Origin of the sequence: Nostoc sp. FACHB-133 (assembly GCF_014698055.1) — a bacterium.
Lineage (GTDB): Bacteria > Cyanobacteriota > Cyanobacteriia > Cyanobacteriales > Nostocaceae > Nostoc.
Genome location: NZ_JACJSH010000021.1, coordinates 115139 through 138854, shown reverse-complemented (window position 1 = coordinate 138854; position 23716 = coordinate 115139). Strand labels below are relative to the sequence as shown.

General features: G+C 41.2%; 24 protein-coding genes, 1 rRNA gene and 3 pseudogenes. 14 read left to right on the top strand and 14 right to left on the bottom strand.

Features of this window, described 5'->3' with window-relative positions:
- A 5S ribosomal RNA gene (gene rrf / locus H6G86_RS18800) occupies positions 1 to 102 on the top strand; the annotation flags it as partial.
- Positions 103 to 444: 342 nt separating this feature from the next.
- Here rrf and lpxD read toward each other — a convergent pair.
- The 4 genes from lpxD to H6G86_RS18780 all read right to left on the bottom strand — a co-directional run bounded on the left by lpxD (position 445) and on the right by H6G86_RS18780 (position 3561).
- A complete protein-coding gene (gene lpxD, locus H6G86_RS18795) occupies positions 445 to 1497 on the bottom strand; it encodes a UDP-3-O-(3-hydroxymyristoyl)glucosamine N-acyltransferase (protein ID WP_190935556.1) in 1053 nt (350 codons plus the stop codon).
- Between the two features lie 251 nt (positions 1498 to 1748).
- A complete protein-coding gene (locus H6G86_RS18790) occupies positions 1749 to 2993 on the bottom strand; it encodes a BaiN/RdsA family NAD(P)/FAD-dependent oxidoreductase (RefSeq protein ID WP_190935555.1) in 1245 nt (414 codons plus the stop codon).
- A 52-nt stretch (positions 2994 to 3045) separates the two neighbouring features.
- Positions 3046 to 3207: a rubredoxin gene (rd, locus tag H6G86_RS18785; RefSeq protein ID WP_012410759.1), complete on the bottom strand. Its 162-nt coding sequence runs from the start codon at positions 3205 to 3207 to the stop codon at positions 3046 to 3048.
- Between the two features lie 159 nt (positions 3208 to 3366).
- Entirely contained in the window at positions 3367 to 3561 is a 195-nt protein-coding gene (locus tag H6G86_RS18780; RefSeq protein WP_012410758.1) for a hypothetical protein, read from the bottom strand.
- A gap of 421 nt (positions 3562 to 3982) precedes the next feature.
- Between H6G86_RS18780 and H6G86_RS18775 the strand changes: the two genes are divergently transcribed.
- Positions 3983 to 4537: an SRPBCC family protein gene (locus H6G86_RS18775; RefSeq protein WP_114080789.1), complete on the top strand. Its 555-nt coding sequence runs from the start codon at positions 3983 to 3985 to the stop codon at positions 4535 to 4537.
- 152 nt (positions 4538 to 4689) lie between these two features.
- On the opposite strand, the gene clpB is transcribed toward H6G86_RS18775, so the two are convergent.
- A complete protein-coding gene (gene clpB / locus H6G86_RS18770) occupies positions 4690 to 7308 on the bottom strand; it encodes an ATP-dependent chaperone ClpB (RefSeq protein ID WP_190935565.1) in 2619 nt (872 codons plus the stop codon).
- Positions 7309 to 8123: 815 nt separating this feature from the next.
- Between clpB and H6G86_RS18765 the strand changes: the two genes are divergently transcribed.
- Entirely contained in the window at positions 8124 to 8672 is a 549-nt protein-coding gene (locus H6G86_RS18765; RefSeq protein WP_190935554.1) for a hypothetical protein, read from the top strand.
- A 323-nt stretch (positions 8673 to 8995) separates the two neighbouring features.
- Here the strand turns inward: H6G86_RS18765 and H6G86_RS18760 are convergent, their stop codons facing one another.
- On the bottom strand, positions 8996 to 9172 hold the full coding sequence (locus H6G86_RS18760) for a hypothetical protein (RefSeq protein WP_190935553.1): 177 nt from the start codon (positions 9170 to 9172) through the stop codon (positions 8996 to 8998).
- A 360-nt stretch (positions 9173 to 9532) separates the two neighbouring features.
- Here H6G86_RS18760 and H6G86_RS18755 point away from each other — a divergent pair, with 360 nt between their 5' ends.
- The 9 genes and pseudogenes from H6G86_RS18755 to H6G86_RS18715 all read left to right on the top strand — a co-directional run bounded on the left by H6G86_RS18755 (position 9533) and on the right by H6G86_RS18715 (position 15473).
- Entirely contained in the window at positions 9533 to 9907 is a 375-nt protein-coding gene (locus tag H6G86_RS18755; RefSeq protein WP_114080792.1) for a hypothetical protein, read from the top strand.
- 75 nt (positions 9908 to 9982) lie between these two features.
- Complete coding sequence (locus H6G86_RS18750; protein ID WP_114080791.1) at positions 9983 to 10237, top strand: TIGR02450 family Trp-rich protein; 255 nt, start codon at positions 9983 to 9985, stop codon at positions 10235 to 10237.
- 791 nt (positions 10238 to 11028) lie between these two features.
- Positions 11029 to 11895, top strand: a complete 867-nt coding sequence (gene bchL / locus H6G86_RS18745; protein WP_012410753.1) for a ferredoxin:protochlorophyllide reductase (ATP-dependent) iron-sulfur ATP-binding protein — start codon at positions 11029 to 11031, stop codon at positions 11893 to 11895.
- A gap of 32 nt (positions 11896 to 11927) precedes the next feature.
- A complete protein-coding gene (locus tag H6G86_RS18740) occupies positions 11928 to 12719 on the top strand; it encodes a DUF5331 domain-containing protein (protein WP_190935552.1) in 792 nt (263 codons plus the stop codon).
- A 176-nt stretch (positions 12720 to 12895) separates the two neighbouring features.
- Positions 12896 to 14299, top strand: coding sequence for a ferredoxin:protochlorophyllide reductase (ATP-dependent) subunit N (locus tag H6G86_RS18735; protein ID WP_190935551.1), 1404 nt, complete (start codon positions 12896 to 12898; stop codon positions 14297 to 14299).
- A gap of 153 nt (positions 14300 to 14452) precedes the next feature.
- The gene (locus tag H6G86_RS18730) at positions 14453 to 14713 is read left to right on the top strand and encodes a DUF4160 domain-containing protein (protein ID WP_190935550.1); all 261 of its coding nucleotides are present in this window, start codon (positions 14453 to 14455) and stop codon (positions 14711 to 14713) included.
- Between the two features lie 3 nt (positions 14714 to 14716).
- The gene (locus tag H6G86_RS18725) at positions 14717 to 15010 is read left to right on the top strand and encodes a DUF2442 domain-containing protein (RefSeq protein ID WP_190935549.1); all 294 of its coding nucleotides are present in this window, start codon (positions 14717 to 14719) and stop codon (positions 15008 to 15010) included.
- Positions 15011 to 15032: 22 nt separating this feature from the next.
- Positions 15033 to 15170 (top strand): annotated as a pseudogene (locus H6G86_RS18720) (AbrB/MazE/SpoVT family DNA-binding domain-containing protein); the annotation flags it as partial.
- A 75-nt stretch (positions 15171 to 15245) separates the two neighbouring features.
- The gene (locus H6G86_RS18715; protein ID WP_190935547.1) at positions 15246 to 15473 is read left to right on the top strand and encodes a hypothetical protein; all 228 of its coding nucleotides are present in this window, start codon (positions 15246 to 15248) and stop codon (positions 15471 to 15473) included.
- A 50-nt stretch (positions 15474 to 15523) separates the two neighbouring features.
- On the opposite strand, the gene H6G86_RS18710 is transcribed toward H6G86_RS18715, so the two are convergent.
- Complete coding sequence (locus H6G86_RS18710; RefSeq protein ID WP_190935546.1) at positions 15524 to 16837, bottom strand: hypothetical protein; 1314 nt, start codon at positions 16835 to 16837, stop codon at positions 15524 to 15526.
- 240 nt (positions 16838 to 17077) lie between these two features.
- Between H6G86_RS18710 and H6G86_RS18705 the strand changes: the two genes are divergently transcribed.
- Entirely contained in the window at positions 17078 to 17344 is a 267-nt protein-coding gene (locus H6G86_RS18705; protein ID WP_242064858.1) for a hypothetical protein, read from the top strand.
- Here the strand turns inward: H6G86_RS18705 and H6G86_RS18700 are convergent.
- The 7 genes and pseudogenes from H6G86_RS18700 to H6G86_RS18670 form a co-directional block, all read right to left on the bottom strand.
- Positions 17337 to 17670 (bottom strand): annotated as a pseudogene (locus H6G86_RS18700) (XisI protein). The gene H6G86_RS18705 and the pseudogene H6G86_RS18700 overlap by 8 nt on opposite strands.
- Positions 17658 to 18072, bottom strand: a pseudogene (locus H6G86_RS18695) (element excision factor XisH family protein). Before H6G86_RS18695 ends, H6G86_RS18700 begins: the two co-directional pseudogenes overlap by 13 nt.
- A 135-nt stretch (positions 18073 to 18207) precedes the next feature.
- Entirely contained in the window at positions 18208 to 18948 is a 741-nt protein-coding gene (locus H6G86_RS18690; RefSeq protein WP_190935545.1) for an amino acid ABC transporter ATP-binding protein, read from the bottom strand.
- Between the two features lie 78 nt (positions 18949 to 19026).
- Positions 19027 to 20178, bottom strand: a complete 1152-nt coding sequence (locus H6G86_RS18685; RefSeq protein WP_190935544.1) for an amino acid ABC transporter permease — start codon at positions 20176 to 20178, stop codon at positions 19027 to 19029.
- Positions 20175 to 20471: a hypothetical protein gene (locus H6G86_RS18680; protein WP_190935543.1), complete on the bottom strand. Its 297-nt coding sequence runs from the start codon at positions 20469 to 20471 to the stop codon at positions 20175 to 20177. The genes H6G86_RS18685 and H6G86_RS18680 overlap by 4 nt, the downstream gene beginning before the upstream one ends.
- A gap of 35 nt (positions 20472 to 20506) precedes the next feature.
- Positions 20507 to 21433 carry an amino acid ABC transporter permease gene (locus H6G86_RS18675; protein WP_190935542.1) on the bottom strand — a complete coding sequence of 309 codons (927 nt, stop codon included), beginning with the start codon at positions 21431 to 21433 and terminating at the stop codon, positions 20507 to 20509.
- Positions 21434 to 21467: 34 nt separating this feature from the next.
- Positions 21468 to 22544 carry an amino acid ABC transporter substrate-binding protein gene (locus tag H6G86_RS18670; RefSeq protein ID WP_190935541.1) on the bottom strand — a complete coding sequence of 359 codons (1077 nt, stop codon included), beginning with the start codon at positions 22542 to 22544 and terminating at the stop codon, positions 21468 to 21470.
- Between the two features lie 551 nt (positions 22545 to 23095).
- On the opposite strand from H6G86_RS18670, the gene H6G86_RS18665 reads away from it, so the two are divergent.
- A complete protein-coding gene (locus H6G86_RS18665) occupies positions 23096 to 23653 on the top strand; it encodes a hypothetical protein (protein ID WP_114085028.1) in 558 nt (185 codons plus the stop codon).
- Positions 23654 to 23716 lie beyond the last annotated feature (63 nt).

Sequence of the window (23716 nt, the reverse complement as noted above, 5' to 3'; positions counted from 1 at the left end):
CGGTGGAACCACACTGATCCCTTCCCGAACTCAGAGGTGAAACGCTGTTGCGGCAACGATAGTTTAGGGGTCGCCCTACGCAAAAATAGCTCGGTGCCAGGATTTATATTCAACCACAACAACATAAGAAAAGCCTTCTCAAGATTAATTGAGAAGGCTTTTCTTTTTTCACGAACTTATTTCACCTCGCAGCCAGGAAGGGCTCGTCAAGAAAGCAGCCTTACGAGCAAAATAATGTCGTAGCATCACCAGTAGACGATCGCGATTTTCAAACTATTGTGGGTTATGGTATGACAATTTTAGATAAATTGCGATCGCTGACCCTAAATCCAATAATAGAATCAGTTAGCCCAGAACTTAAATTCTGGGCTAGATGTAGATCAGTTTAATACTTTAACTGTTACAAAAATGTGGTTAATTCCAAGATTCTGCCTTCTGTCTCCTTCAATCATTGCTATTTTTGAATTTACGTTGCAATTGTTTTAGCGATTGATACATATCTGGTAGACGACTATAAACAGCACATACCTTGAGATATAGTTTGTAAGGAATGGCTGGAGTTCCTGAGACAATTTCTCCTGGTGCAACATCGCTGTGAATTCCAGTTTGAGCAGATGCGATCGCACCATCTCCCATTTTCACTTGATTGGCTATTCCTACTTGTCCAGCTAAAATAACGCGATTCCCCAGCTTAACGCCCCCTGCCATACCAGCCTGACCTGCAATAGCACAGCCAGAACCAATTTGGCAGCCATGACCTATTTGTACTAAGTTATCAATTACTGTATTGCGGCCTACCCGTGTTTCTCCGACTGCTGGGCGGTCAATAGCGGTGTTACAGCCAACTACCACCCCATCTTCTAAGACTGTATAGCCAGATTGTTCCATTTTTAACCAACCAGTACGGCTAGGAACAAAACCAAAACCTTCTGCACCAATAACTGCACCACTGTAAATCACACAATCTGCACCGATGCGGGTGCGTTCGTGAATAGTACAGTTGGCGTGTAAGATAGTGCGATCGCCGATTTTGGTATCTGGATAAATCACCACATTGGGATGAATAATTGCACCATCGCCAATTTCCACGCCTTGCTGAATCACAGCATGGGGGCCAACGTAAACATCACTACCAACTTTTGCGCTGGAGTGAATTACAGCAGTGGGATGAATTTCTGGAACGGGGCGATATGGTTGGTAAAAAAGTGCGATCGCTTTGGCAAATAACAGTCGCGGATCTGAGGTCGATATCCAGACAATACCGTTCTCTTGTGCAAGCTCCTGTAATTTTTCATCTTGGGGCAAAATTAAAGCTGTAGCATTGGTCTTACTGACAAAAGACCCAAATTTTGGCCCTTCTACGTAGCTGAGAGTCCCGTTAGTGGCTTCATCAATGGCTGCTAACCCTATAATTTCTGGATCATGGTCTGGGTTGCTAGTTAGGCTATGATTGGTGGCTGTTTCACCAAATTGGCTGATAATTTCGCTAAATTTCATTATTGGATGTATTCAAAATTGACCTACAAAGGATGGTAGCTTTATTTTTGCCGCTTTTACTACGCAAGATAATTAGTAATTAATATAGAGATTATTTCTCCTCTAGAAACTTCGAAGTTTTGAAATGATTAATCATATATAAGAATTAAGAAAACGCTTGTTTAATAGTGGAATCTATTATTTTTAATAAGTTTGCAGTAAGGACTTTAGCCTTTGATTTCTAAGCACTAAAGTACTTACTACCAACTCTCTTAAGCTGTCTGGCTATTCGCCATTGCTATCCCTGCCAAATACCCAGTTGTCCAAGCACTTTGGAAGTTAAACCCACCGGTAACACCATCAATATCTAAAATTTCTCCAGCAAAATAAAGGCCAGGAACTAACCTACTTTCCATCGTCTTGAAGTTGACTTCTTTGAGGTTAACGCCGCCACAGGTAACGAATTCTTCTTTAAAGGCTCCTTTGCCGTTGATTAAGTATTGTCCTTGAGTAAGTTCTTGCACCAGTTGATTTAAGGTTTTACTAGATATTTCTGCCCAACGGTCTTCTGTGGTAATGCCTGCACGGGCAATGATATATTGCCAGAGACGATGGGGTAAATCAACGCCGCGATGCAATGCGATCGCTTTCTTTCCCCATTCATCTTTAACTGCTAAAACTTTTTCTCGCACTTGTTCTTGGTGCATAAGGGGCAGCCAATTAATCAATAATTTGGCTTGATAGCGGCTTTCGTGCAAAACTCTCGCACCCCAAGCAGAAAGCTTTAAAACAGCCGGGCCACTCAAACCCCAGTGGGTAATGAGCAATGGCCCAGTTTGTTGTAATTGGGATTTTCCGCCCGCAGATAATCTTAATTGGACAGGGTTAACACTAACTCCAGCCAACTCTCGCAACTTTTGATCGAGAATGTTGAAGGTAAATAACGAGGGTACTGGCGGTTCTATTTGATGACCTAACTCTCGGACAATTTTATAACCGACAATACTACTGCCGGTGGCAAGAAGTAGGCGATCGCATTTAATCGTCTCTCCCGACTTAAGAAGAATATCAAACCCCTCATCTGCTGTACTTCGTTTCACCGAAGTTACGTGTGTACCGACACGGAGTTTTACCCCAGATGTCGCCACCGATTTAATCAGGCATTCCACAATGGTTTCTGAAGTATTGGTGACAGGAAACATCCGGCCATCAGCTTCAGTTTTTAGATAGACTCCACTAGCAGCAAACCAAGCTACTGTATCTTGAGGGCCAAAGCGAGTCAAAGCACCCCGCAAAGCTTTTGCACCTCTGGGGTAATTTTGTACTAACTCCTCCGCGTCAAAGCAAGCGTGAGTGACATTGCAGCGTCCACCACCAGAAATTAGCACTTTCGCCAGTGGTTGACGACTGGCTTCGAGTAAAGTAACCTGGGCATCAGGATTGGCTTTAGCACAAGCGATCGCGCCAAAAAATCCCGCAGCCCCACCCCCAATAACTACGATTCGTAACGGTAGCAAATTCTAAAATTTCTCAATAGCACGTACTTTACTAGGCTAGCTTTTATCTTCACTATTCAACTAGTTCAAATTGATCTTTTGTTGCACCACAAGTCGGGCATACCCAATCATCTGGTATATCTTCAAAAGCTGTTCCCGGCGCTATATCGCTATCTGGATCGCCGAATTCTGGGTCATATTCATAGCCGCAAACGGTACATATATACTTTGCCATGTTCCTTTCCCCTAGTAAATTTCTGGAATTCCTTCCCTATTAAATACTTCTGGCAGTGAGTGAAAATATCCACGCTATAATTCTTAAACCAGAGGTTAAAGGCTTATCGGATAAGGCGTATACCTTGGGGTAAATTTTCCAGATTATGAAAGAGCCAGATTACAAACGCCACCAAGTCCTTTGGGCATAACTGATAATCCCGATCGCGATCGCCCCTAGTAGTAGTAGCAAAATTATTCCACCTGGAATAAAAGTAAGAATACCAAAGCCTCTCAGTACCCAAACGGCTACACTAACACCAAGAAGAATACCAAAAATCTGGATTAATCTACGATTTAAAGAAGATTGACTCACTTAATTTTCCTCTCAACTCAACAGAAATTACACTTGATATTGACAACCAGATATGAAGTTATGATGAAGTTACAGTTTCATCATAAATAATACGCAAAAATCGAGAGATCCTATCCAGAGGTTGGGGTAAGGTGCTTGATATTAAATAGTGTTTGTGCCATTCTAGCTGTTAAGAACTTAGTTTTTCATTTATAAATAGTGTTATTATCAAGCCCACTTAAGTATTAATTTTGTTAATTGTGATCAGAGCTACAGGTTTTACAGTAAAGTAACTGAAATAATTACCAAAAACTCACCCTTTCCGGAAAGGATCGGGATTACACTGGAACTAAAATTTAATGGGTTGGATCTAAATCAGCTTTTATAGCTTGTAGTTTCAATTCTATTTAGGTGGATGAGTTGAGGAGTAACTAAAATCATTATGTCTGCGTCTCATATCTCAGACTCAATTATTGCAGGTTCAGATATGGCTTGGAGTCAAGATAAACAAAAGTTGCTGGTACAGGGTGAAATCTTGGTAGAAACGCGATCGCACAAAGCGTGTGGTGGCGCAGTGACAGCCTGGATGTATTTGCCGATGGTGCGATCGCAAGTTTGGCAGCAATTAACTGACTATCCCCGGTGGGTGCAATATTTTCCTGATATCACTAAAAGCGAGATATCACACAAAGGTGAAGTTAAGCGCTTATATCAAGCAGCACAAAAAGCCTTTTTCTTTTTCACAGCTCAAGTGGAAATTTACCTCAGCGTTGTAGAGGTGCTGGGACAACAAATCCAATTCCGTATGGAAAAAGGGACTTTTGAAGATTTTAACGCTAATTTAGAACTCAAAGATTGCGGAAATGGCACGTTGCTTGCTTATACTGTGCAAGCTACACCTCTGATTCCTATTCCATCAATTTTCATTCAACAAGCAATGAACTTTGAATTGCCTGCAAATATGCGGAAAATGCGACAAGTGATTTGTAAACAGTAGGGAATGGGGAATAGTGTAGTTCAATCGTTTAAAAAGTGAGTTTAAAAACCCTCTCCCTGCCTTGAACTAAAGTTCAAGCTTATCCCTCTCCAAGTCGGAGAGGGACGGTTTTACGTAGTAAAACCAGGGAGAGGTGTTTTATATTCGACTAATTAGCTGCTAAACACCTCAACGGGTAAGCGACTAAAAGAAAGACGCTCATTTTGCACATCTACAAAGATGGTATCGCCGTTGTTGAATTCACCGCGCAAAATAGCTTTGGCGATTTGAGTTTCTAACTCTCGCTGAATCGCCCGCTTCAGTGGACGTGCCCCATACACTGGGTCGTATCCTACTTCTGCTAAAAAGTCAAGTGCAGCATCTGAGAGTTTGAGGGATATTTTGCGATCGGCCAATCTTTGACGCAATCTTTGTACTTGCAACAGTACAATCTGCCGCAATTCCTTCTTATCTAAACCGTGGAAGATGATGATTTCGTCAATCCGGTTCAGAAATTCTGGACGGAAGCTATTCCGCATCGCTTCCATGACTCGACGGCGCATTTCGTCGTAGTGAGCATTATCCCCAGCGACATCAAGAATGTATTGCGAACCGATGTTGCTAGTCATGATGATAATAGCGTTCTTGAAGTCCACCTTATGACCTTGGGCATCAGTGACGCGACCATCATCGAGAATTTGCAAGAAGATATTAAAAACATCAGGGTGGGCTTTCTCGATTTCGTCAAAGAGAATCACTGAGTAAGGACGGCGGCGAATCGCTTCTGTAAGTTGTCCGCCTTCTTCGTAACCCACATATCCTGGAGGCGCACCGATTAAGCGAGAGACGGCGTGTTTCTCCATATATTCCGACATATCGATTCGCACCAGCGCATCTTCGCTATCGAACATATAGCCCGCCAGCGCTTTTGCCAACTCGGTTTTACCCACACCCGTAGGCCCAAGGAAAATAAAGCTAGCGATGGGACGATTGGGATCAGCTAGTCCAGCGCGCGATCGCTGAATTGCATCCGCTACGGCTGTGACTGCTTCTTCTTGTCCAATCACGCGGTGGTGTAGTTCATCTTCTAAATGCAGTAGTTTCTCTTTCTCAGATTCCACCAGCTTGCTGATGGGAATTCCTGTCCATTTAGAAATAATTTCGGCAATATCAGCTTCTGTGACTTCTTCCCGTAATAGTGATTTTCCACTTCTTTGGGCGCTTGCCAATTCAGCTTCTACTGCTTCCAACTGACGATGCAAACTAGTTAAATTACCGTATTTCAACTCCGCAGCGCGGTTAAGGTCGTAATCGCGTTCTGCTTGCTGAATCTCTAAATTGACCCGTTCAATCTCTTTTTTAACGGACTGTATTTTGTCAATGATATCTTTTTCAGACTGCCATTGAGTATTGAGGGTTCTTTGTTCTTCTTTGAGATCGGCAATCTCTTTTTCTAGTCTTTCTAGACGTTCACGAGAAGCCGCATCGCTTTCTTTTTGCAGCGATAGCTTCTCCATTTCCAATTGCAGAATCTTGCGATCGATTTCGTCGAGTTCTTCTGGTTTGGAGGTGATCTCCATTTTTAATCTGGCGGCGGCTTCATCTACCAAGTCAATGGCTTTATCAGGGAGGAAGCGATCGCTAATATATCGACTCGACAACACGGCGGCGGCAACTAAAGCCGAATCAGAAATCTTCACCCCGTGGTGGTTTTCATAACGTTCTCTCAACCCACGCAAAATCGAAATACTATCTTCGACACTGGGCTGATCGACATAAACCTGCTGGAACCGTCTTTCTAGTGCCGCATCTTTTTCGATATGTTTGCGGTATTCATCTAGAGTTGTCGCCCCAATACAGCGCAATTCGCCCCGTGCCAACATCGGTTTTAACAAGTTACCCGCATCCATCGCGCCTTGGGTTGCACCAGCTCCAACAACGGTATGAATTTCATCAATAAATAAAACAATATTGCCGCCAGATTCAGTAACTTCTTTTAATACTGCTTTCAGGCGTTCTTCAAATTCACCCCGGAATTTTGCTCCCGCAATCAAAGCACCCATATCTAAAGAAATTAGCTTGCGGTCTTTGAGGGATTGGGGTACATCACCTGCAATAATGCGCTGTGCTAATCCTTCAGCGATCGCAGTTTTACCAACACCCGGTTCACCAATTAGCACAGGATTATTCTTGGTGCGGCGAGACAGAATTTGGACAGTGCGACGAATCTCATCATCCCGCCCAATCACTGGATCGAGTTGACCTTTACGTGCGGCTTCTGTGAGGTCACGCCCGTATTTTTCCAGTGCTTCGTATTTGCCTTCTGGATTTTGGTCGGTCACTTTTTGGCTCCCCCGAACTTGTTTAATAATATCTTTTAGTTTGCCTTCGTCTAAACCGAATTCTTGGAATAAAGCTTTGCCAAAGCGGTCATCTTTAGCGTAAGCCAGCAATAAGTGTTCAATTGAAATATATTCATCTTGAAACTCTTTGCGATACACATCTGCCCGGTCTAGAAGTGTATCTAAGCTGCGTCCCAAGTAAACAGAACTGCTAGTACCAGATACTTTTGGCTGACGTTGAAAAAATTGTTCAGTGCGATCGCGCAGTTTTTGGAGGTTAACACCCGCTTTGGTGAGAATCCCGGTTGCTAGACCATCTTGTTCTAGCAACGCCTTCATCAGGTGTTCACTTTCAATTTGCTGTTGTTGATATTGTTTAACAATATCGGGGGTATGGGCGATCGCTTCCCAGGCTTTTTCTGTAAATTGGTTAGGATTAGTAGGTTGCATAGGCTTTTTCAGGAACGTAGAGGCGTAGTGGTGAAGCAGCGAGGTCTTGGGGGTTTTCCCCATGAGCGACTGCTGAACCCGGAGGGCTTGTCGCAGGCTACCACCAGAACACCAAGTAAAGAAAATTTCTACTCTCAATAGATATTGTATGAACAGGATAGCGATCGCCTAGATCGGTGTTCACATCTTGAAAAAGTGGTATTTTCCCCTAGTTCCGATTTTCATACGTGCGATTCTTGTTCATTGCACAACAACCGGAGTAGCTCATGGAACCCACGGTTTCAATTACCAGTTTGCGGAATGTCAGTAAATGCGCTCTTGTGTGCGATGGCGCAAGCGCCCACTGTAGGCGATCGCATTAGTCGGGTTTATTCCAATACAGTTCGGATAAGACCAAAACACTTGTAGAGACGGCGATTTATCGCGTCTCAAAAACCCAAAATTTTTGCCATTAGCCCTTAACCCAAGCGTATTGGGGTTTATTCCAGTGAACGCTTAGGAGTCGGTACAGAAGTTTTTGAAGTCGCCCTGGAAGCTGAATCGTACTTACTTGACGGCGCTGAAGCAGAAAGTGTTGCGTGTGCTGAGTTGGAAACTAGCAGCTAATGTAATAAGGGAATAATGCAACAATGCTGGAAATCAATGTTCGTGCCAGTAATCCGAAAGCTTTTGCGCTGCTTTGGCGATGTCTACACCCGCAGAAAAATCTAATTTTGAAAATTAAATTGCATATTTGCATATTTAATGAAAAAACTACTGAATATTCCTTTAGATAGAGGTTTTTTCAACGTCTACTTACTTAAAGAGGAAAAATCATGAATCAATTCAAATATTCCAAGAAGATTTTTGGCGTTATTGCTGTTTTACTCGTAATTTGTGCAACGTTCTTTCCTAGAACGGCAATTGCAGATTCACTGGCTGCACCTATCAAGTCAGGTTGTACCGTCGTAGGTGATGTAAGAATAATACCAGATCCAACTGACCCTAATAAAATCGATGTTCTACCACCGACTGTGATAGTTAAAAATGTCAATGGATGTAGCTTCAGCGCTAACGCGATGAAGTTACCACAAGCTCTGAGGGTTGAAAAAGCTATTATAAATTTGCCTGCGGGTGTCACTGGGATTGTTAAAAGCCTTGAGATCAGCAAAGTTGATGATAAAGGCAATAAAACAGTCATTTATGGCTGTTCTAATTTAAAAGTTCAGAATGGTACGGATTTAAATGTATCTTGTGGCGGGCCATCTTATTTACCATCGAACCAGTCCTTGCAATATAATGCAACTATTGCAGACTTTAAGCGAGGGAGTAAGTTTGCCATTACGCTGGTAGCATCAGAGTCTAAAAAACTAGATTTGCAGTAAATACACATCTGTTACACCAAATAGGTTTTTTGGTGTAACAAGTAAAACTGGTTAGTACAAAAATGTTTACTCCTTCCTAGCCGTAACTAAAAAAGACGGGCGTACCCCCTTAATTTTGAGCGGAGCCAACTGTATGGCATACACTGCCCGAAATTAGCTCTAATATCTCCGGTTGAACAACTGAAGCATTCCAGCCGTGAGTAGAAAACAGTTTAGTTCTATATTTTATCAAGAATCGTATACTTGATTTGGTATACGATTCTTTATTAAGTCAACACGATTAAATGACTAGCTCGCTTACTTAATTTTGATACAACTCCTATTTATTTCTGGCTAAGACTGTAGCTTTCCCCGGAACTCAGTTCTAATAAATTTGGTGTAGCAATAAAGCAAAAGTAAATGGCGATCGCAGCAGTAATACCAAGAAGCCAAATATCATTGAATTCACAAGCAGCCATCAAAGAAACGCTCAAAGCTTTTTCGATTAATATTGATGACATTCTAGAGATACTTATTAAACAAAATTATTCATAAGAAAGAGATTTATAGCAGTCAAAATTATATTTAAAAGATGTGAAATGGTCAAGTAGATATTTCATAAGGTCAATTACACTTAATCGCATTGAAAATAGCTTACCCCCGAAAGCTAAAGCTTACTATTTTTTTCTTAGAATGTATGGGTAACTGTCTTAACAATATCTATATAGACATGGTGATAAACAAAATTACTCCTTCATAAGCAGGAATCTAAATGCGTAAGTAAGCATGACGTGTTAAAGTTCTTCTACCTTGCCTCCACCATTTTCCTCCTGCCCCACACAGAGTTAACATAATCCCAGGTCGCATAGTGGATGCTAAAAATGATTGACCCCTACGACTTTGAAGATGATGACTTTGACTTAGAGGATGAGGATTTCTTGAAAATAAAACCCATCAGCCAAATGACTGAAGGGGAAAAGCTACAGCGATTTAAGCGGTTCTTCGACAGCAGCAGCCGTGCGATGTTGCAAGACTGTCTATTTCGCATCGTCAATTACGAAGATGGTACGGGTACGTTAGAAATTCTTTGCCCTAATGAAGTTGTAAGACAACGCCTTTCTAAGAAAAAGCGCAAAATTACCAACAATATCAATACCTGCTGGAGCCATATCAGATGGTTTTCGCTATGCGTTCAGCAAGATAATGAGTTGGATTGCCAGAAGTTTACCCGTAACGGCGACTTGGTGACATCTTAGGTGGGAATTGGGAATTGGGAATAAAGAAAGTGTTTTCCCAATGACGAATGACAAATGACAAATGACTAATAACAAATGACTAAAAAACAAAAATTTCCTTATTTAGTTGGTTCTAAATGGACAGCACAGCGAAAAGTTGATGGTTGGCGGCACTTCCAAGTTGTCAATCGTAAAAATCAGGCTAAGTGGGTTTACGCCGAAATGGTTGCTTCTTGCGATCCTAAAGTCCGTTTTTGGATAAATGCTAAATTATTGCAAGATAACTCCCAGTGGCAAGCTGGCTGGCAAACATTAAAGGAAATCCAGGAAATTAAAACTGAGGTGTCCTAATTACCTTCAATACATAGACTGAAATAAATTAGGACTTACGCATACTTTACGTTTCTTCTCTTACTCTTAGCCCACGCAGGTGGGCTTTATTTGTGTAGCTACGAATCCCAATACTTTTCGGATAAACCCAACAATCTCTCTTTTGGTCTAGGTAAAGCTTACTGGGTTTGGGGTAAAGGTAAATTTAAACCCTTTCCCTTTCCCCTTTCCCCCTTAACCGAAAAGTATTGCCACGAATCCTATTCGCTCGGCTTAGACTTAGAAAATATTTGCAAAATTAATAATATTTTACAAAATCACACTCACTCACTCTCAAGCAGCAATTACATGGTTGTGACTAGCGACTGAAAACTGGCAATTTATCTGCGATCGCAAATTTCAGTAGTATTTCCAGCATCATGCTGCATATACCTCTGTTTGACCTTACACCTGTGCCTCAATCCCCTGAAAACACGTTGCACGAACATCAGCTAATTCTATGAAAACCATTTAAAAAAGCCAATTTCAGTTTTTTGCTTTTTGTAACTCTTTTTATAAAAATAGATAATAAAAACTTTTTATAGATGAATTTTAAAGCTAAATAAGACTTATTAGCTCATAAAAACTAAAATACCCATAATTAAGTTCTAATTCATTCGATAAAAGCGTTTTATAAATTAAGACCCACTTTCTTTTCTATGTAATTTGCCCAATAATGACATTCAAAGACCTCACGCATCGCCATCTCAGGAAAGGTGAAGGCAAATGTTTGAGCCACAAGTTTGACAAGAAGCTATAAGAGGGAAACAACAGTGAAACTAGCAGTCTACGGAAAAGGTGGTATCGGTAAATCCACAACTAGCTGTAACATATCCGTCGCCCTAGCTAAACGTGGCAAGAAAGTGCTGCAAATTGGCTGCGACCCAAAACATGACAGCACCTTCACCCTGACTGGGTTTTTGATTCCCACAATTATCGACACCCTCCAAGAAAAGGATTATCACTACGAAGATGTCTGGCCGGAAGATGTAATTTATAAAGGCTACGGCGGTGTGGATTGCGTAGAAGCTGGTGGCCCACCTGCGGGTGCTGGATGTGGCGGCTACGTCGTTGGTGAAACCGTAAAATTACTTAAAGAACTCAACGCCTTTGATGAGTACGATGTAATTCTTTTTGACGTTCTGGGTGACGTAGTTTGTGGTGGTTTTGCAGCACCACTCAACTATGCAGATTACTGCCTGATTGTTACAGACAACGGCTTTGATGCGTTATTTGCTGCCAATCGAATTGCAGCTTCAGTCCGCGAAAAAGCCCGAACTCACCCACTGCGTCTAGCTGGGTTGATTGGCAATCGCACCTCCAAGCGTGACTTGATTGAAAAATATATAGAAGCTGTGCCCATGCCAGTTTTGGAAGTTTTACCTTTGATTGAAGATATCCGTGTTTCCCGTGTGAAAGGTAAAACTTTGTTTGAGATGGCAGAGCAAGATCCTTCCCTGGACTACGTTTGCGACTACTATCTCAACATCGCCGACCAAATTCTAGCGCGTCCCGAAGGTGTTGTACCTAACGACACACCAGATCGGGAGTTGTTCTCTTTGTTATCCGATTTTTATCTAAATCCGGGTAAACCCCAGGTTCCTAATTCAGAAGAGGAACTAGACTTGATGATTGTATAAATCACCAAGTTCTCAGGATGGGGGACAATAACATGGCATTCTTTCACAGCTTTACGGATTCAATAAGACAAAAGTGGTTGCAATTTTTCCAGAATAATCGAGACTGGATTACCCTGCACATGGAAGTGGAATCAGTGTACACCCCTGATGGCGGGAAGCGACCACCTTCTTACCTCATCCTGGGAGTTCTTAACGCCCTAGAGCCAAAGCTAGCGCAGTTAATGTTGCCCTTTGCCAAACTTAATCCTGATGCCGATACCCTGATTGAGGTGCTGGATTTGCATTTTGACCCAGATTTTGCTCTCGGTAATCGTTTTCTCGTCAACCCAGATGTAGAGAAGTACGCAGAAGAAGCAGCAGATGTCATTGACGAAAAGCCTGAAGAAGAAACATTCACACATTCTCATACAAATGGCTTTGCATCGGTGGCGGTAGTTGAAGAGTTCGCAATGGTGGATTCTGATGAGCAAAGTCTGGAAATTAGCGCGTTGGAGGAAACCGAAAATGGCTTTGGCGATATTTCCTTATCCAACGGACACGCTTTAAAAGATGAGTCTCTCCAAACCTCTAATTTAGAAGCAGATGAGTTTGGGGAAATTGCTTTCGATACAGATGCAACAGCTGTAATGGAAGTAAAGCTGGATGATGAAGTGCTTGAAGATATACCACTAGATGAGAATGCGTTTAAAGACGTGTTATCAGATGTCTGGGGTGATGAAACAGCTTTGCAAAAGGCTGAAGAAAATAACGATTTTTTGGGGGAAGAACTGCCAGCAGGCGTTTTTGATGAATCAGAAATTGCCCGTCTCTTCCCCAACGCTTAATTATTGCCGTTCTTCGCAATTTTAAGTTTTAGATTTGGGGTTTTGGATGAGGAATTAGGGAAATTGTCGTTAGACAGAGGTTACTTTTGTTGTCTCAGCCTTCAATCCAAAATTATCAATCTAAAATCTGAAATTGGTTGAACTGCCATTAAATATCAAGGGGAGAAAAAACCAAAATGACTGTCGCTCAACAACCAGAAGCTTTAAGCTTTGAATGTGAAACCGGGAATTACCATACCTTTTGCCCAATTAGCTGTGTGGCGTGGTTATACCAAAAAATTGAAGATAGCTTCTTTTTGGTGATTGGGACAAAAACTTGTGGCTACTTCCTGCAAAATGCGATGGGGGTGATGATTTTTGCTGAACCCCGCTATGCAATGGCAGAGTTGGAAGAGGGCGACATTTCGGCACAGCTGAGTGATTATGAAGAGTTAAAGCGGTTGTGCTTACAGATTAAACGCGATCGCAATCCGAGTGTAATTGTCTGGATTGGCACTTGCACTACCGAAATTATCAAAACAGATTTAGAAGGCTTGGCACCGAAGCTGGAATCTGAAATCGGGATTCCCATCGTTGTTGCGCGTGCAAATGGTCTAGATTACGCCTTCACCCAAGGGGAAGACACCGTATTGGCAGCAATGGCTAACCGTTGCCCTGATAAGGCTCCGGTGGCGGAAACAGAGAAGAGTGAGCGTAATGCGATCGCTAAATTGCTCAACTTCGGTAAAAAGAAAGAAGATGTCGCCCAAGATGAGTCTGAGTATGTAGATCATCCTCCATTAGTTCTCTTTGGTTCCCTTCCTGACCCCGTGGTTACTCAGTTAACCTTGGAACTGAAGAGACAAGGCATCAAAGTTTCCGGCTGGCTACCCGCGAAGCGCTTCACAGAACTGCCAGTACTGGAAGAAGGGTATTATGTCGCTGGTGTCAACCCCTTCCTCAGCCGCACAGCTACCACCTTAATGCGCCGCCGCAAGTGTAAACTCATTGGCGCACCCTTCCCCATTGGCCCCGATGGTACCCGCGCTTGGATTGAAAAAATCTGCTCGGTGTTTGGTATTACTCCCAAAGGATTGGATGAACGGGAAGCAGAAATTTGGGCAGGTTTGGAAGATTACGTGAAACTGATTCGCGGTAAGTCTGTATTCTTCATGGGTGATAACTTGCTGGAAGTTTCCCAAGCAAGATTCTTAATCCGTTGTGGGATGACAGTTCACGAAATCGGCATTCCCTACATGGATAAGCGCTATCAAGCTGCTGAGTTGGCACTGCTGGAGAAAACTTGCCAGGAAATGAATTCACCTCTGCCAAGGATTGTAGAGAAGCCGGATAATTACAATCAACTTCAACGGATTTATGAGTTGAAACCAGATTTGGTAATTACTGGTATGGCTCACGCTAACCCGTTGGAAGCACGGGGTATTAATACAAAATGGTCTGTGGAGTTCACTTTTGCTCAAATTCACGGCTTTACAAATGCGCGTGACATGTTAGAGTTAGTGACTCGTCCGCTACGTCGGAATAATAATTTGAAAGATTTGGGTTGGGATAAGTTGGTGAGAGAAGAAGCGAAGATTTAGATTTGGGTTTGGATTTAGCAACAGCATTATGATTAAGGCGAACTTTTTGGGTTCGCCTTTTTTTGTCTTACAGAGGTGCAAAGTGAGAGCTACTATAAATAGTTACAATCATGTAGATTACTGAATAGACAGGATAATTTAGGAGATGATGTGATGCCTGAAATTTGCCGTTTTTTAGGGATTATCATTACTATGTACTATAATGACCATCCGCCCCCTCATTTCCATGTCCGCTACAATAAGCAAAAGGCAATTATTGATATAGAAACCTTATCAATTTTAGAAGGCAAACTCACTCCTAGAGTTCTTGGTTTAGTAATTGAATGGGCAGCTATGCACCAATCAGAACTTAGAGAAAACTGGCAACTGGCAAGAGAAAATAATCCCTTAGAAAAAATTCAACCATTAGAGTGAATTATGCTTAAAGACATTATAGAAGTTATTCCTTACCCTAACTATCAACTCTATTTGAAGTTTGAAGATGGAAAAGAAGGTATTGTTGATGTTAACCATTTAATTGAATTTACAGGAATTTTTGCACCTTTAAAAGATTTAAACTATTTTAAAACTGTTAAAATTAACGCTGAATGGGGAACAATTCACTGGGATAATGGCGCAGATTTAGACCCAGATGTTCTTTATTCTGTGCTTACTAACCAATCTATTCCCACATATAGAAATCTGGAAGAATATGAAAAAAGTTGGAGTTAAAACAGAAGTAATTCAAGAAGTTGGTGATTTATTAAAGCCTAGTAATTTTTTTCCAGCAACTAAATTAGATGATGTAGCAGGTTGCTTAAAATATCAAGGTAAACCTAAAACACTTGAGGATATGGATAATACAATCCGCCAAGGTATAGAGGAATCGTGATTTAAAAATAGAAAACTGGCTCAAACCTGATTAAAAAAGCTAACAAGTTTCTATTCCCTAACTCCAGAACTCACCATGACTCAAAAAACCTATCAACTCCCCCTAACCTTCGAGCAAATTCTTAATCTTGTCCTACAACTTCCCGTAAAAGAACAAGAACAACTTATTCAAGAAATAAAGAAAACCTCTTCAAATAATAAATATGAAGATTTACTTAGTGTTTTTGACAGAATCGGCAGAAATGTTCAAGCCAAAGGATTAACCGAAGAAACTCTAGAAGAATTACTCGCCGATGAATCATAAACTAATTGTCATTGACCTTGATTAATTCATTTTTAATCCTGTAATTTAGTTCAGATGGAAAGCTGTAAATCTAAAGGTTTGGATGGAATTATATACATTAATTCTGCGCCTTCTGGTTTAATTTCTGTAGACGGAGTTAATTTAAGCCAGTCGTGAAAGCTGATTCCTAGTTGGGATATTGCTTGTACTTCTGTTTGGTAAGATTCAAAGCGGCGATTGGTTTCAATCATAGATTCCATTACCTCAAATACTTGAGGAAGACGTTTGTAAGCTTCTTTTTCAAATCTCCCTGTGAATGGAGTAGGATTTCCTCCGAATATTCCCCATTGAATTTCACTACGATCTACAATTGCCGATGGAAGTGAGGATAGCCATTCATCATGACTTTGAGTTAGTTTAAACATATTCTCGCGTTGTATCTCGAAAACTGTATTTTCATTAAAATTTGGGTCAATCCATTGGTAAATTTTGGTTAGTTTATGCAAATCAATCTGATCTTTAAATTGAGGATGTAAGTATGCTGCTGGATTAGAAGTAAGCATGAGTTCAATATATTTTTGAAGCAGCAACCTGATAAATTTTCCCCCTTCTTGAAAACGACGAAGCGCTGTTTCATGTTCTTCTAGTTCTAAATGACAACGTGCTTCTGCAATATAGGCTAGAGATAATGTCAGTATATATTTGTCAATAATTGGGCTTTTTTGGGAAAGTTCATTAACTGTGTAATCTTTGTAAATATGTTCTGCTTCTAAGAAGCGATTGATAGCTTGTAAAGCGCTGCTTCTACGGTTTTCAATTCTAGTCATCGTAAAGGCATTAAGTGCTAATTCGATTCCAGCATGGAAGTTAGCATAGAAACTGAGGTCAATTTTGCGATTAATTTTATTTAACAATTCTGCTGCTTGTTTTAATTGATTCTCTATCTCATTGAGACGCTGAGATATGACAGCAAAACCCATCACAGATACCCCAAGATTAAGTACACTAGCAGCACTAGTTATCTGCAAAAGTTCTGAACTTATTTGTAAAGGTTTTCCAATTGCTCGGATTTGATTTTCAATATTACCTAATTGCTGGTTAACATCACCAAATCCTTTATCTAATCGCTGGTTAACATTGCTAAATCCCCTAGCTGACACGGCTATATTTGCTCCTGAAGTTAGCAAGTTTGCACCAGAAATAATCATGTTTAGTATGTTATTAGGGGAACTTGTAGGGGTTGGAGCTGTCCCTCTTAAAAATCCAAGGACATTATTTGTTGCAGTATCTCGGATTACACTCCCACATAGTACATATATTCCCTTAACTAACCCATTGGCAATATGAGGTGCAAGTGTAAAGGAAGCTTTAAGAAGTAAACTCACAATTATCTCCTAGTTGACAAATCTTTAGTAGCAGGTATGGCAAAAAGATACTTTGCCTCTATGCAGTAAATAGCTGCGCTTTACTCAGTATTCCCAATTTGAGTTCTATTCTGTACTAATAACGATCGCTCTTTTTAAACGAACCACCCACGCTAATAAAGAAAAGCGATCGCTCTTTTTAACGAGAAGATGCAGAGCGATCGCAGATACAATCATAAGTAAAAGGTAAGCAGGCAGAAAATGGCTGAAATTGACCGCGCTATCACTGAACTAGCTATCGAGTCATTACCAGATGATCAGGTTTTAGCTATGTGCGATATGCAGATGGAAACTCAGCAGCAAGAGGTTTTCAGTGAGTTGCAAGTGCGTCACCGAGAGGGACAGCTAAATGATGCAGAAGTTCGTCAACTAGATGAACTCATGCAGGTTTACCGACGTGGCTTAGTAAGTAAAGCAAGAGCCTTAAAAGTAGCTGTTGAACGCGGCTTTAAACCCATCCTTAACTAACAGCAAAGTCTGTATATTTACGCACTGATGGTAACTGGAAACCTAAAACAATATCCTCTTTTGGTACACCTAATTCAACCAATTCATTGGCAATGCCTACCTCTGTCCCATCTTGCTGAATCCAGATTTTCTCGTTAATAATATCTAGATGGAGAACAGGCCCATATATGCGATTTTGATCGCGCCAACCTACATAAACTAATTGATAATGATCGTGTTCTGTATCAAAAATTGTCTGTGCTTGAATGCGATTATCCCAAACAGTACTAGCGTGTTGTTGAAGCAAATTTTTAATATATATGTCGATATTTGTCTAGCTTTGCCATTGTGCGATCTCTTCCTGTTCAATATTATAAATTAGTAAACAGAGTTGATTAGTTTGAATGACAGATTGAATAAATGGAAGTATAAAAAATTCATTATAAACAGTACTAGGAACTGCTAAATATAAAGTGCGATTAGCTTCTTGTTTTTGTAAAGCAATTCGGTAAATGATAAATTGCCCTAATGCAGCATAAAGTTCTGTAATTTTTTAAGGACTCAAAAAACTTTTAATTTCAACAGCTATTTTCTGTCCTTTTTTTGGCTGCAATAACTTTTTCTGCTCCTAAATCAATATATAGCTCAAGGGTTCCCGCCTGGAGAGTATAAGGATCATGAGTGATTAACCACCCTTCTTTCTCAAGTGCTGTTTTGACAACTGTATGAAAAGCATCTTTAGCAGACACGGGTTTAATTCCAATTTATGGTAGTGCTTGATTTAAGATTTTCCATTTCAATAATACATTCACAACTTAGCGAAACAACAATTTGAAGTGAAACGCAGAGGGGCGCAGAGGTAAGCGCAAAGTAGCGCAGAGGTTTTAGAGAATTTGTGATAAAAACTTGCGTGTTCTTTCTTCTTTGGGGTGGCTGAAAAATGCGTCAGGGGTGGCTGACTCGACGAGGGAACCGCTATCCATTAAAATAACTCGATCGGCGACTTCGCGGGCAAATCCTACTTCGTGGGTGACGACTACCATTGTCATCCCATCACGGGCGAGATTTCGCATTACATCCAAAACTTCTCGTACCATTTCTGGATCTAAGGCTGAGGTAGGTTCGTCAAACAGCATAATTTTGGGTTGCATAGCTAAAGCGCGTGCGATCGCAACTCGTTGCTGTTGTCCACCAGATAACTGTCCTGGATATTTCTGCGCCTGTTCTAAAATTCCTACTCTTTCTAATAGTTGCATTGCTAATTCTTCGGCTTTTGCCTTTGGCGCTCGCCGTACCCAAATTGGTGCTAAAGAGATATTTTGCAGCACTGTGAGATGAGGAAATAAATTAAATTGCTGAAACACCATTCCCACTTCTTTGCGAATGGTTTCAATATTTCGCAAGTCATGGCTGAGGGTAATGCCGTCGATTTCAATCCTTCCTTTTTGGTATTCTTCTAAAGCATTAAATGTGCGGATAAAGGTAGATTTACCTGAACCAGATGGCCCCATCAATACTACTACTTCTCCACGATTGACTGTTAAGCTCACACCCTGAAGAACGTGGAATTTTCCATACCACTTGTGAACATCTTCAGCAACAATTATCTTTTGTATATCTGACATATTATTCAAAGCCCTAATAATGAATATTAGTTTTATAACAACCAATAACCAATGACCAAAATGACTAATTACCAATGACTAATTATTTAACTGTCTCTCTAACCGCCGAGAAGCTAAGGACATGGAATAACAAAATACCCAGTAAATAAATCCAATAAATATATAAACTTCTGCATACCGACCAATAAATTGTGGTTGTGCCAATATGGAACGGGCAATACCTGTTAGTTCTACTAATCCCACCAAAGATAATAACGAAGTGTCTTTAAATAAGCCGATAAACTGACCAACGATCGCAGGAATAACGGTACGTAAGGCTTGAGGTAAGACAATTAACAAAACCACTAAGGCTGTATTTAATCCTAGCGCTTTCGCAGCTTCAATTTGACCGAGAGGAACTGACTGGAGTCCACCGCGCACGTTTTCTGCCATGTATGCAGCACTAAATAAAACCAATCCAGCAATTGCTCGTAATACCCGATCTAAACGCATATCTGCTGATAGAAACAATGGCAGCATTACTTGAGCGAGAAACAAAATCCCAATCAGTGGTACTCCCCTGATGATTTCAATGTAGAGGATGGAAAACCAACGGACTACGGGTAAATTGCTTGTGCGTCCTAAAGCCAATAAAACCCCAATGGGAAAGGAAAGCACAATACTGATTGCTGCCATAAGTAGGGTAAGTAGCAAACCGTTCCACAAATTTGTAGATACAGATTGCAATCCAAATCCACCACCAAGTAACCAAAGAATAATGGGGAAAGACAGTAACCATAATAGAGAAAGCCAAGGAGTTAGGAGCTTAGTAAACTTTCCTCCAACCCAAAAACCTACAAATAGTAAAGCTGCAATTAACAGTAACCAGAGGCGAGATGTAAAGTCTAACGGTAAAGCAACTAACAAAACGCCGATGATAAAAGCAAATAAAGCGGAGAATTGCTTTGTTAATTGTTGCTTACCAAAGAATACACCCGCAGTTACAGCGCCTAAAGTTGAAGCGATCGCTAGCACAATCCAGGTTCGCCAATATAGCGTTTGCGGAAACCTACCAACTAAAAATAAACGTAAATTAACCTGAATTACCGCCCATTGTGCTTGAGTAGTTGCCCAAGTTAGAATTCCTCGCAGTATCCAAAAAATTAACGCTAAACAGACAACAGTTAACAAGCTGTTGTACCAAGTACTGAAGAGGTTTTTACGTAGCCAAGTTAATTTGTCATTTGTCATTTGTCATTTGTCATTTGTAAAGACTCATACTTCAACCTCATAAACTCAACTTCCGAGTTCAAAGGTGCAACTTTCGAGTTCAAAGGTGCAACTTTCGAGTTCAAAGGTGCAACTTTCGAGTTCAAAGGCTCAACTTCCGAGTTCAAAGGCTCAATTTCCGAGTTCAAAGGTGCAACTTCCGGGTTCAAAGGTGCAACTTCCGGGTTCAAAGGTGCAACTTCCGAGTTCAGAGGCTCAACTTCCGAGTTCAGAGGCTCAACTTCCGAGTTCAAAGGCTCAACTTCCGAGTTCAACTGCTTCCTTATCCCCTTTATCTCCCCTATTCCTCTCATCTCTCTTTAATTTGCACGCTGCGATTGAATAAATTCATGACTACAGAAATGGTTAAACTCAGGGTGAGATAGGTGAGCATAATCAGTAATATCACTTCTACGGCTTTCCCAGTTTGGTTAAAGGTAGTGGAGGCGACAAAATAAATATCGGGGTAGCCGATCGCGATCGCTAGACTGGTATTTTTCGTCAAATTCAGATATTGACTCGTCAACGGTGGAATTATTACCCGCAAAGCTTGGGGAAAAACCACCAACCGCATAACTAACCCTGGTTTTAACCCCAGCGATCGCGCTGCTTCCCATTGTCCCTTCGGTACTGATTGAATCCCACCTCGAACAATTTCGGCAATAAACGCACCTGTGTAAAAAATTAATCCCAACAGCAAAGCTGAAAACTCTGGTGATAATGTAAACCAAGGGAGTTGTAAGCCATTTTGACTAACGCCAATAAAGCCCCAAAGGGATATCTTATTTTCTGTTTTGGGAAAACTGAGAAAAACAACAAAGTACCAAAACAGCAATTGCAGCAGTAAGGGCGTATTGCGGAAAATCTCTACATAAACCATCGTGATATTCCGCACTAACCAGTTGTCAGAAAGTCGGGCAATACCAGCACTTACCCCGACAATGGTTGTCAGAAAAATCCCTGCAACTGCCACCCGCAAGGAGTTAATTAACCCTACCCACAAAGCATGACTGTAGGTGTCAGTGGGTTTATAGCTAATCAGTGTCTCGCCAATATCAAAAGACGCTTGTTGCTTGAGAAAATCAAATCCAAACGGAATACCCAATTGCCGCAAATTGCGCTGGAGATTGCTCCACAGTATTACTACTACAACTGCTGCTAAAAATACAGCAATGAGTTGTAAAGCAATCCGCCAAAAACGGACATCACGCCATATAGACGGTTTTAAATTAGTCATTTCTTATTTCTCCCCCTGCTCCCCCTGCCCTCTTCTACCGAAACGGCGGAGAATAAAGCAGTCCGCCCTTGCTCCAGAGTTGATTTTGACCGCGAGCTAGATTGAGTTTTGTTTTGGGGCCGAGATTGCGATCGTAAACTTCGGCGTAGTTACCGACGTGCTTAATTATTCTGGCTGCAAAGTCGTTTGTTAAGCCGAGTCCTTCACCAAGGTTGCCTTCTGTTCCTAAAAAGCGCTTAATGTCTGGATCGGTACTAGTTGCAAACTGACCCACATTTTGGGAAGTAATACCCAATTCTTCAGCTTTTACCAGAGAATAAACCACCCACTTAACAGCATCTCCCCACCTAATATCTCCTTTGGCAACTGCTGGTGCAAGGGGTTCTGAAGAAATTACTTCATTGAGAATCACGTTATCTTCTGGTTTAGGTAAAATTGTACCCCGCGAAACTAATGCTGAACGGTCAGCCGTAATGCCGTCGCAACGACCTTCGGCATAGGTAGCAAAAGTAACGTTAACGTCTTCAAAGACAACGGGTTTGTAAGTGATGCCCCTTTTCCGCATTTGGTCTGCTAAATTCTGTTCGGTAGTAGTGCCAGTTTGAACGCAGATTGCTTTATCCTTCAAGTCTGCTAGGGACTTAATGTTGCTACTTTTGCGAACCATTATGGCTTGTCCGTCGTAAAAGACCACAGGTGCAAATTCTAGACCTACAGAGGTATCACGGCTAAGAGTCCAGGTAGTATTGCGGCTGAGAACATCTACCTCACCAGTTTGCAAAGCTGTAAACCGTTCTTTGGAATTGAGATTGCGAAATTCTACTGCATCTGGGTTATCAAATAAAGCTGCGGCGATCGCACGACAGACATCGACATCAATGCCGCTATACTTACCGTCAGTCCTCACAAAGCTAAACCCTGGCACTTCGCCACTGACACCGCAAATTAACTGACCACGGCTTTTAATACTATCCCAGCGATTCCGAGTTGCTGGTGCAGCTGCATTACTGCCGGGAGTGCTGGGTGTATTTGCTGTTTGCGAATCTCCACTACAAGCAGCGATCACGCATACTAGAGGTGCGATCGCTAAAATTAAAGCTGATTTACGCATAAATTTCATTGATATCGACAATCATAAATGTATTGCTCACTACAATCATTCTATAAAAACAATTTGTTGCTTGTAATATAAAACTTTACCAGCCTTTGTGCTAAATTTATTCCTTTTGAAAAACCGGATTTTAAGTTTTTACTTGTTTTTTAAAAACCTTAGATGCTAAGTGTAAATCTCTCAAGTTTGCTTAGACTTCCGAGTTTTATTTCAACTTTTCACCTACCATACTTGATATAGAAATACATTCATTAAACTTGGAAGATAATATTAAACTTCAGTTAATTAGTTTTATATTCTTCACTGGATAATATTTATAAAAATATATTTAGCGCTTCTTTAAGAATTAGCAAAAGAACCCCAGGAAATCTTATTCACAGCCCAGCATGAAAATCTGTTTATCCTATCTTCAATGCCCCATGCCCCATACCCCATGCCCTAATTGCATACTTTGATGCGATCGGAAGTAGCCACACCAACCTAAAGAACTACCCCTAGCAGGTTAAACTAGGTCTGGTAACAACTGCTCCACCGTTCCTTATGAGGCTTTTATGGGAGCTAACCTCAAACAGATTGCCAACTATTTAGACAACCTTGGTTGGGACTACCGTTTTGATGATGAAGAAGACCGGATAATAACAGGTGTAGAAGCTGATAACCTAGAAGATTTTCTGATAGTTGTCCAGTTGGATGAAGAGGGAAAATTTTTTCGGGTATTTGCCCCTCAAGTTCTGTCAGGAATTCAAGACCACCCTCACAAGGGGGTTATCCTACAGACAATGCTTGCCATTTCCTGGGAAACCAAAATGTTGCAATGGGAGTATGACCCGTCTGATGGTGAAATTCGTGCCATTATTGAGTTTCCTCTAGAAGACTCAATTCTCACAGAAAAGCAATTTCACCGTTGTCTGAGTGGGTTAATTCAGATTGTAGATGGCATAGCCATACCTCGCCTCAAAGAAGTGATGGCAACGGGTCTTGATCCGGGGAATATAGAACTTGGCGAAAGACTGTTACTCACTATCCAAGAAGAAGCTCCAGGATTGCTAGATTTGCTAGAAAAGGCAATGGAAGCACGGAAAAAGCGAGGAAGTTTTCCCAAGGAGTGAGACGGATCATCACTTAAATAGCTATACTCCAAAGTGATACCCTCACTATATACTGAAATTTTC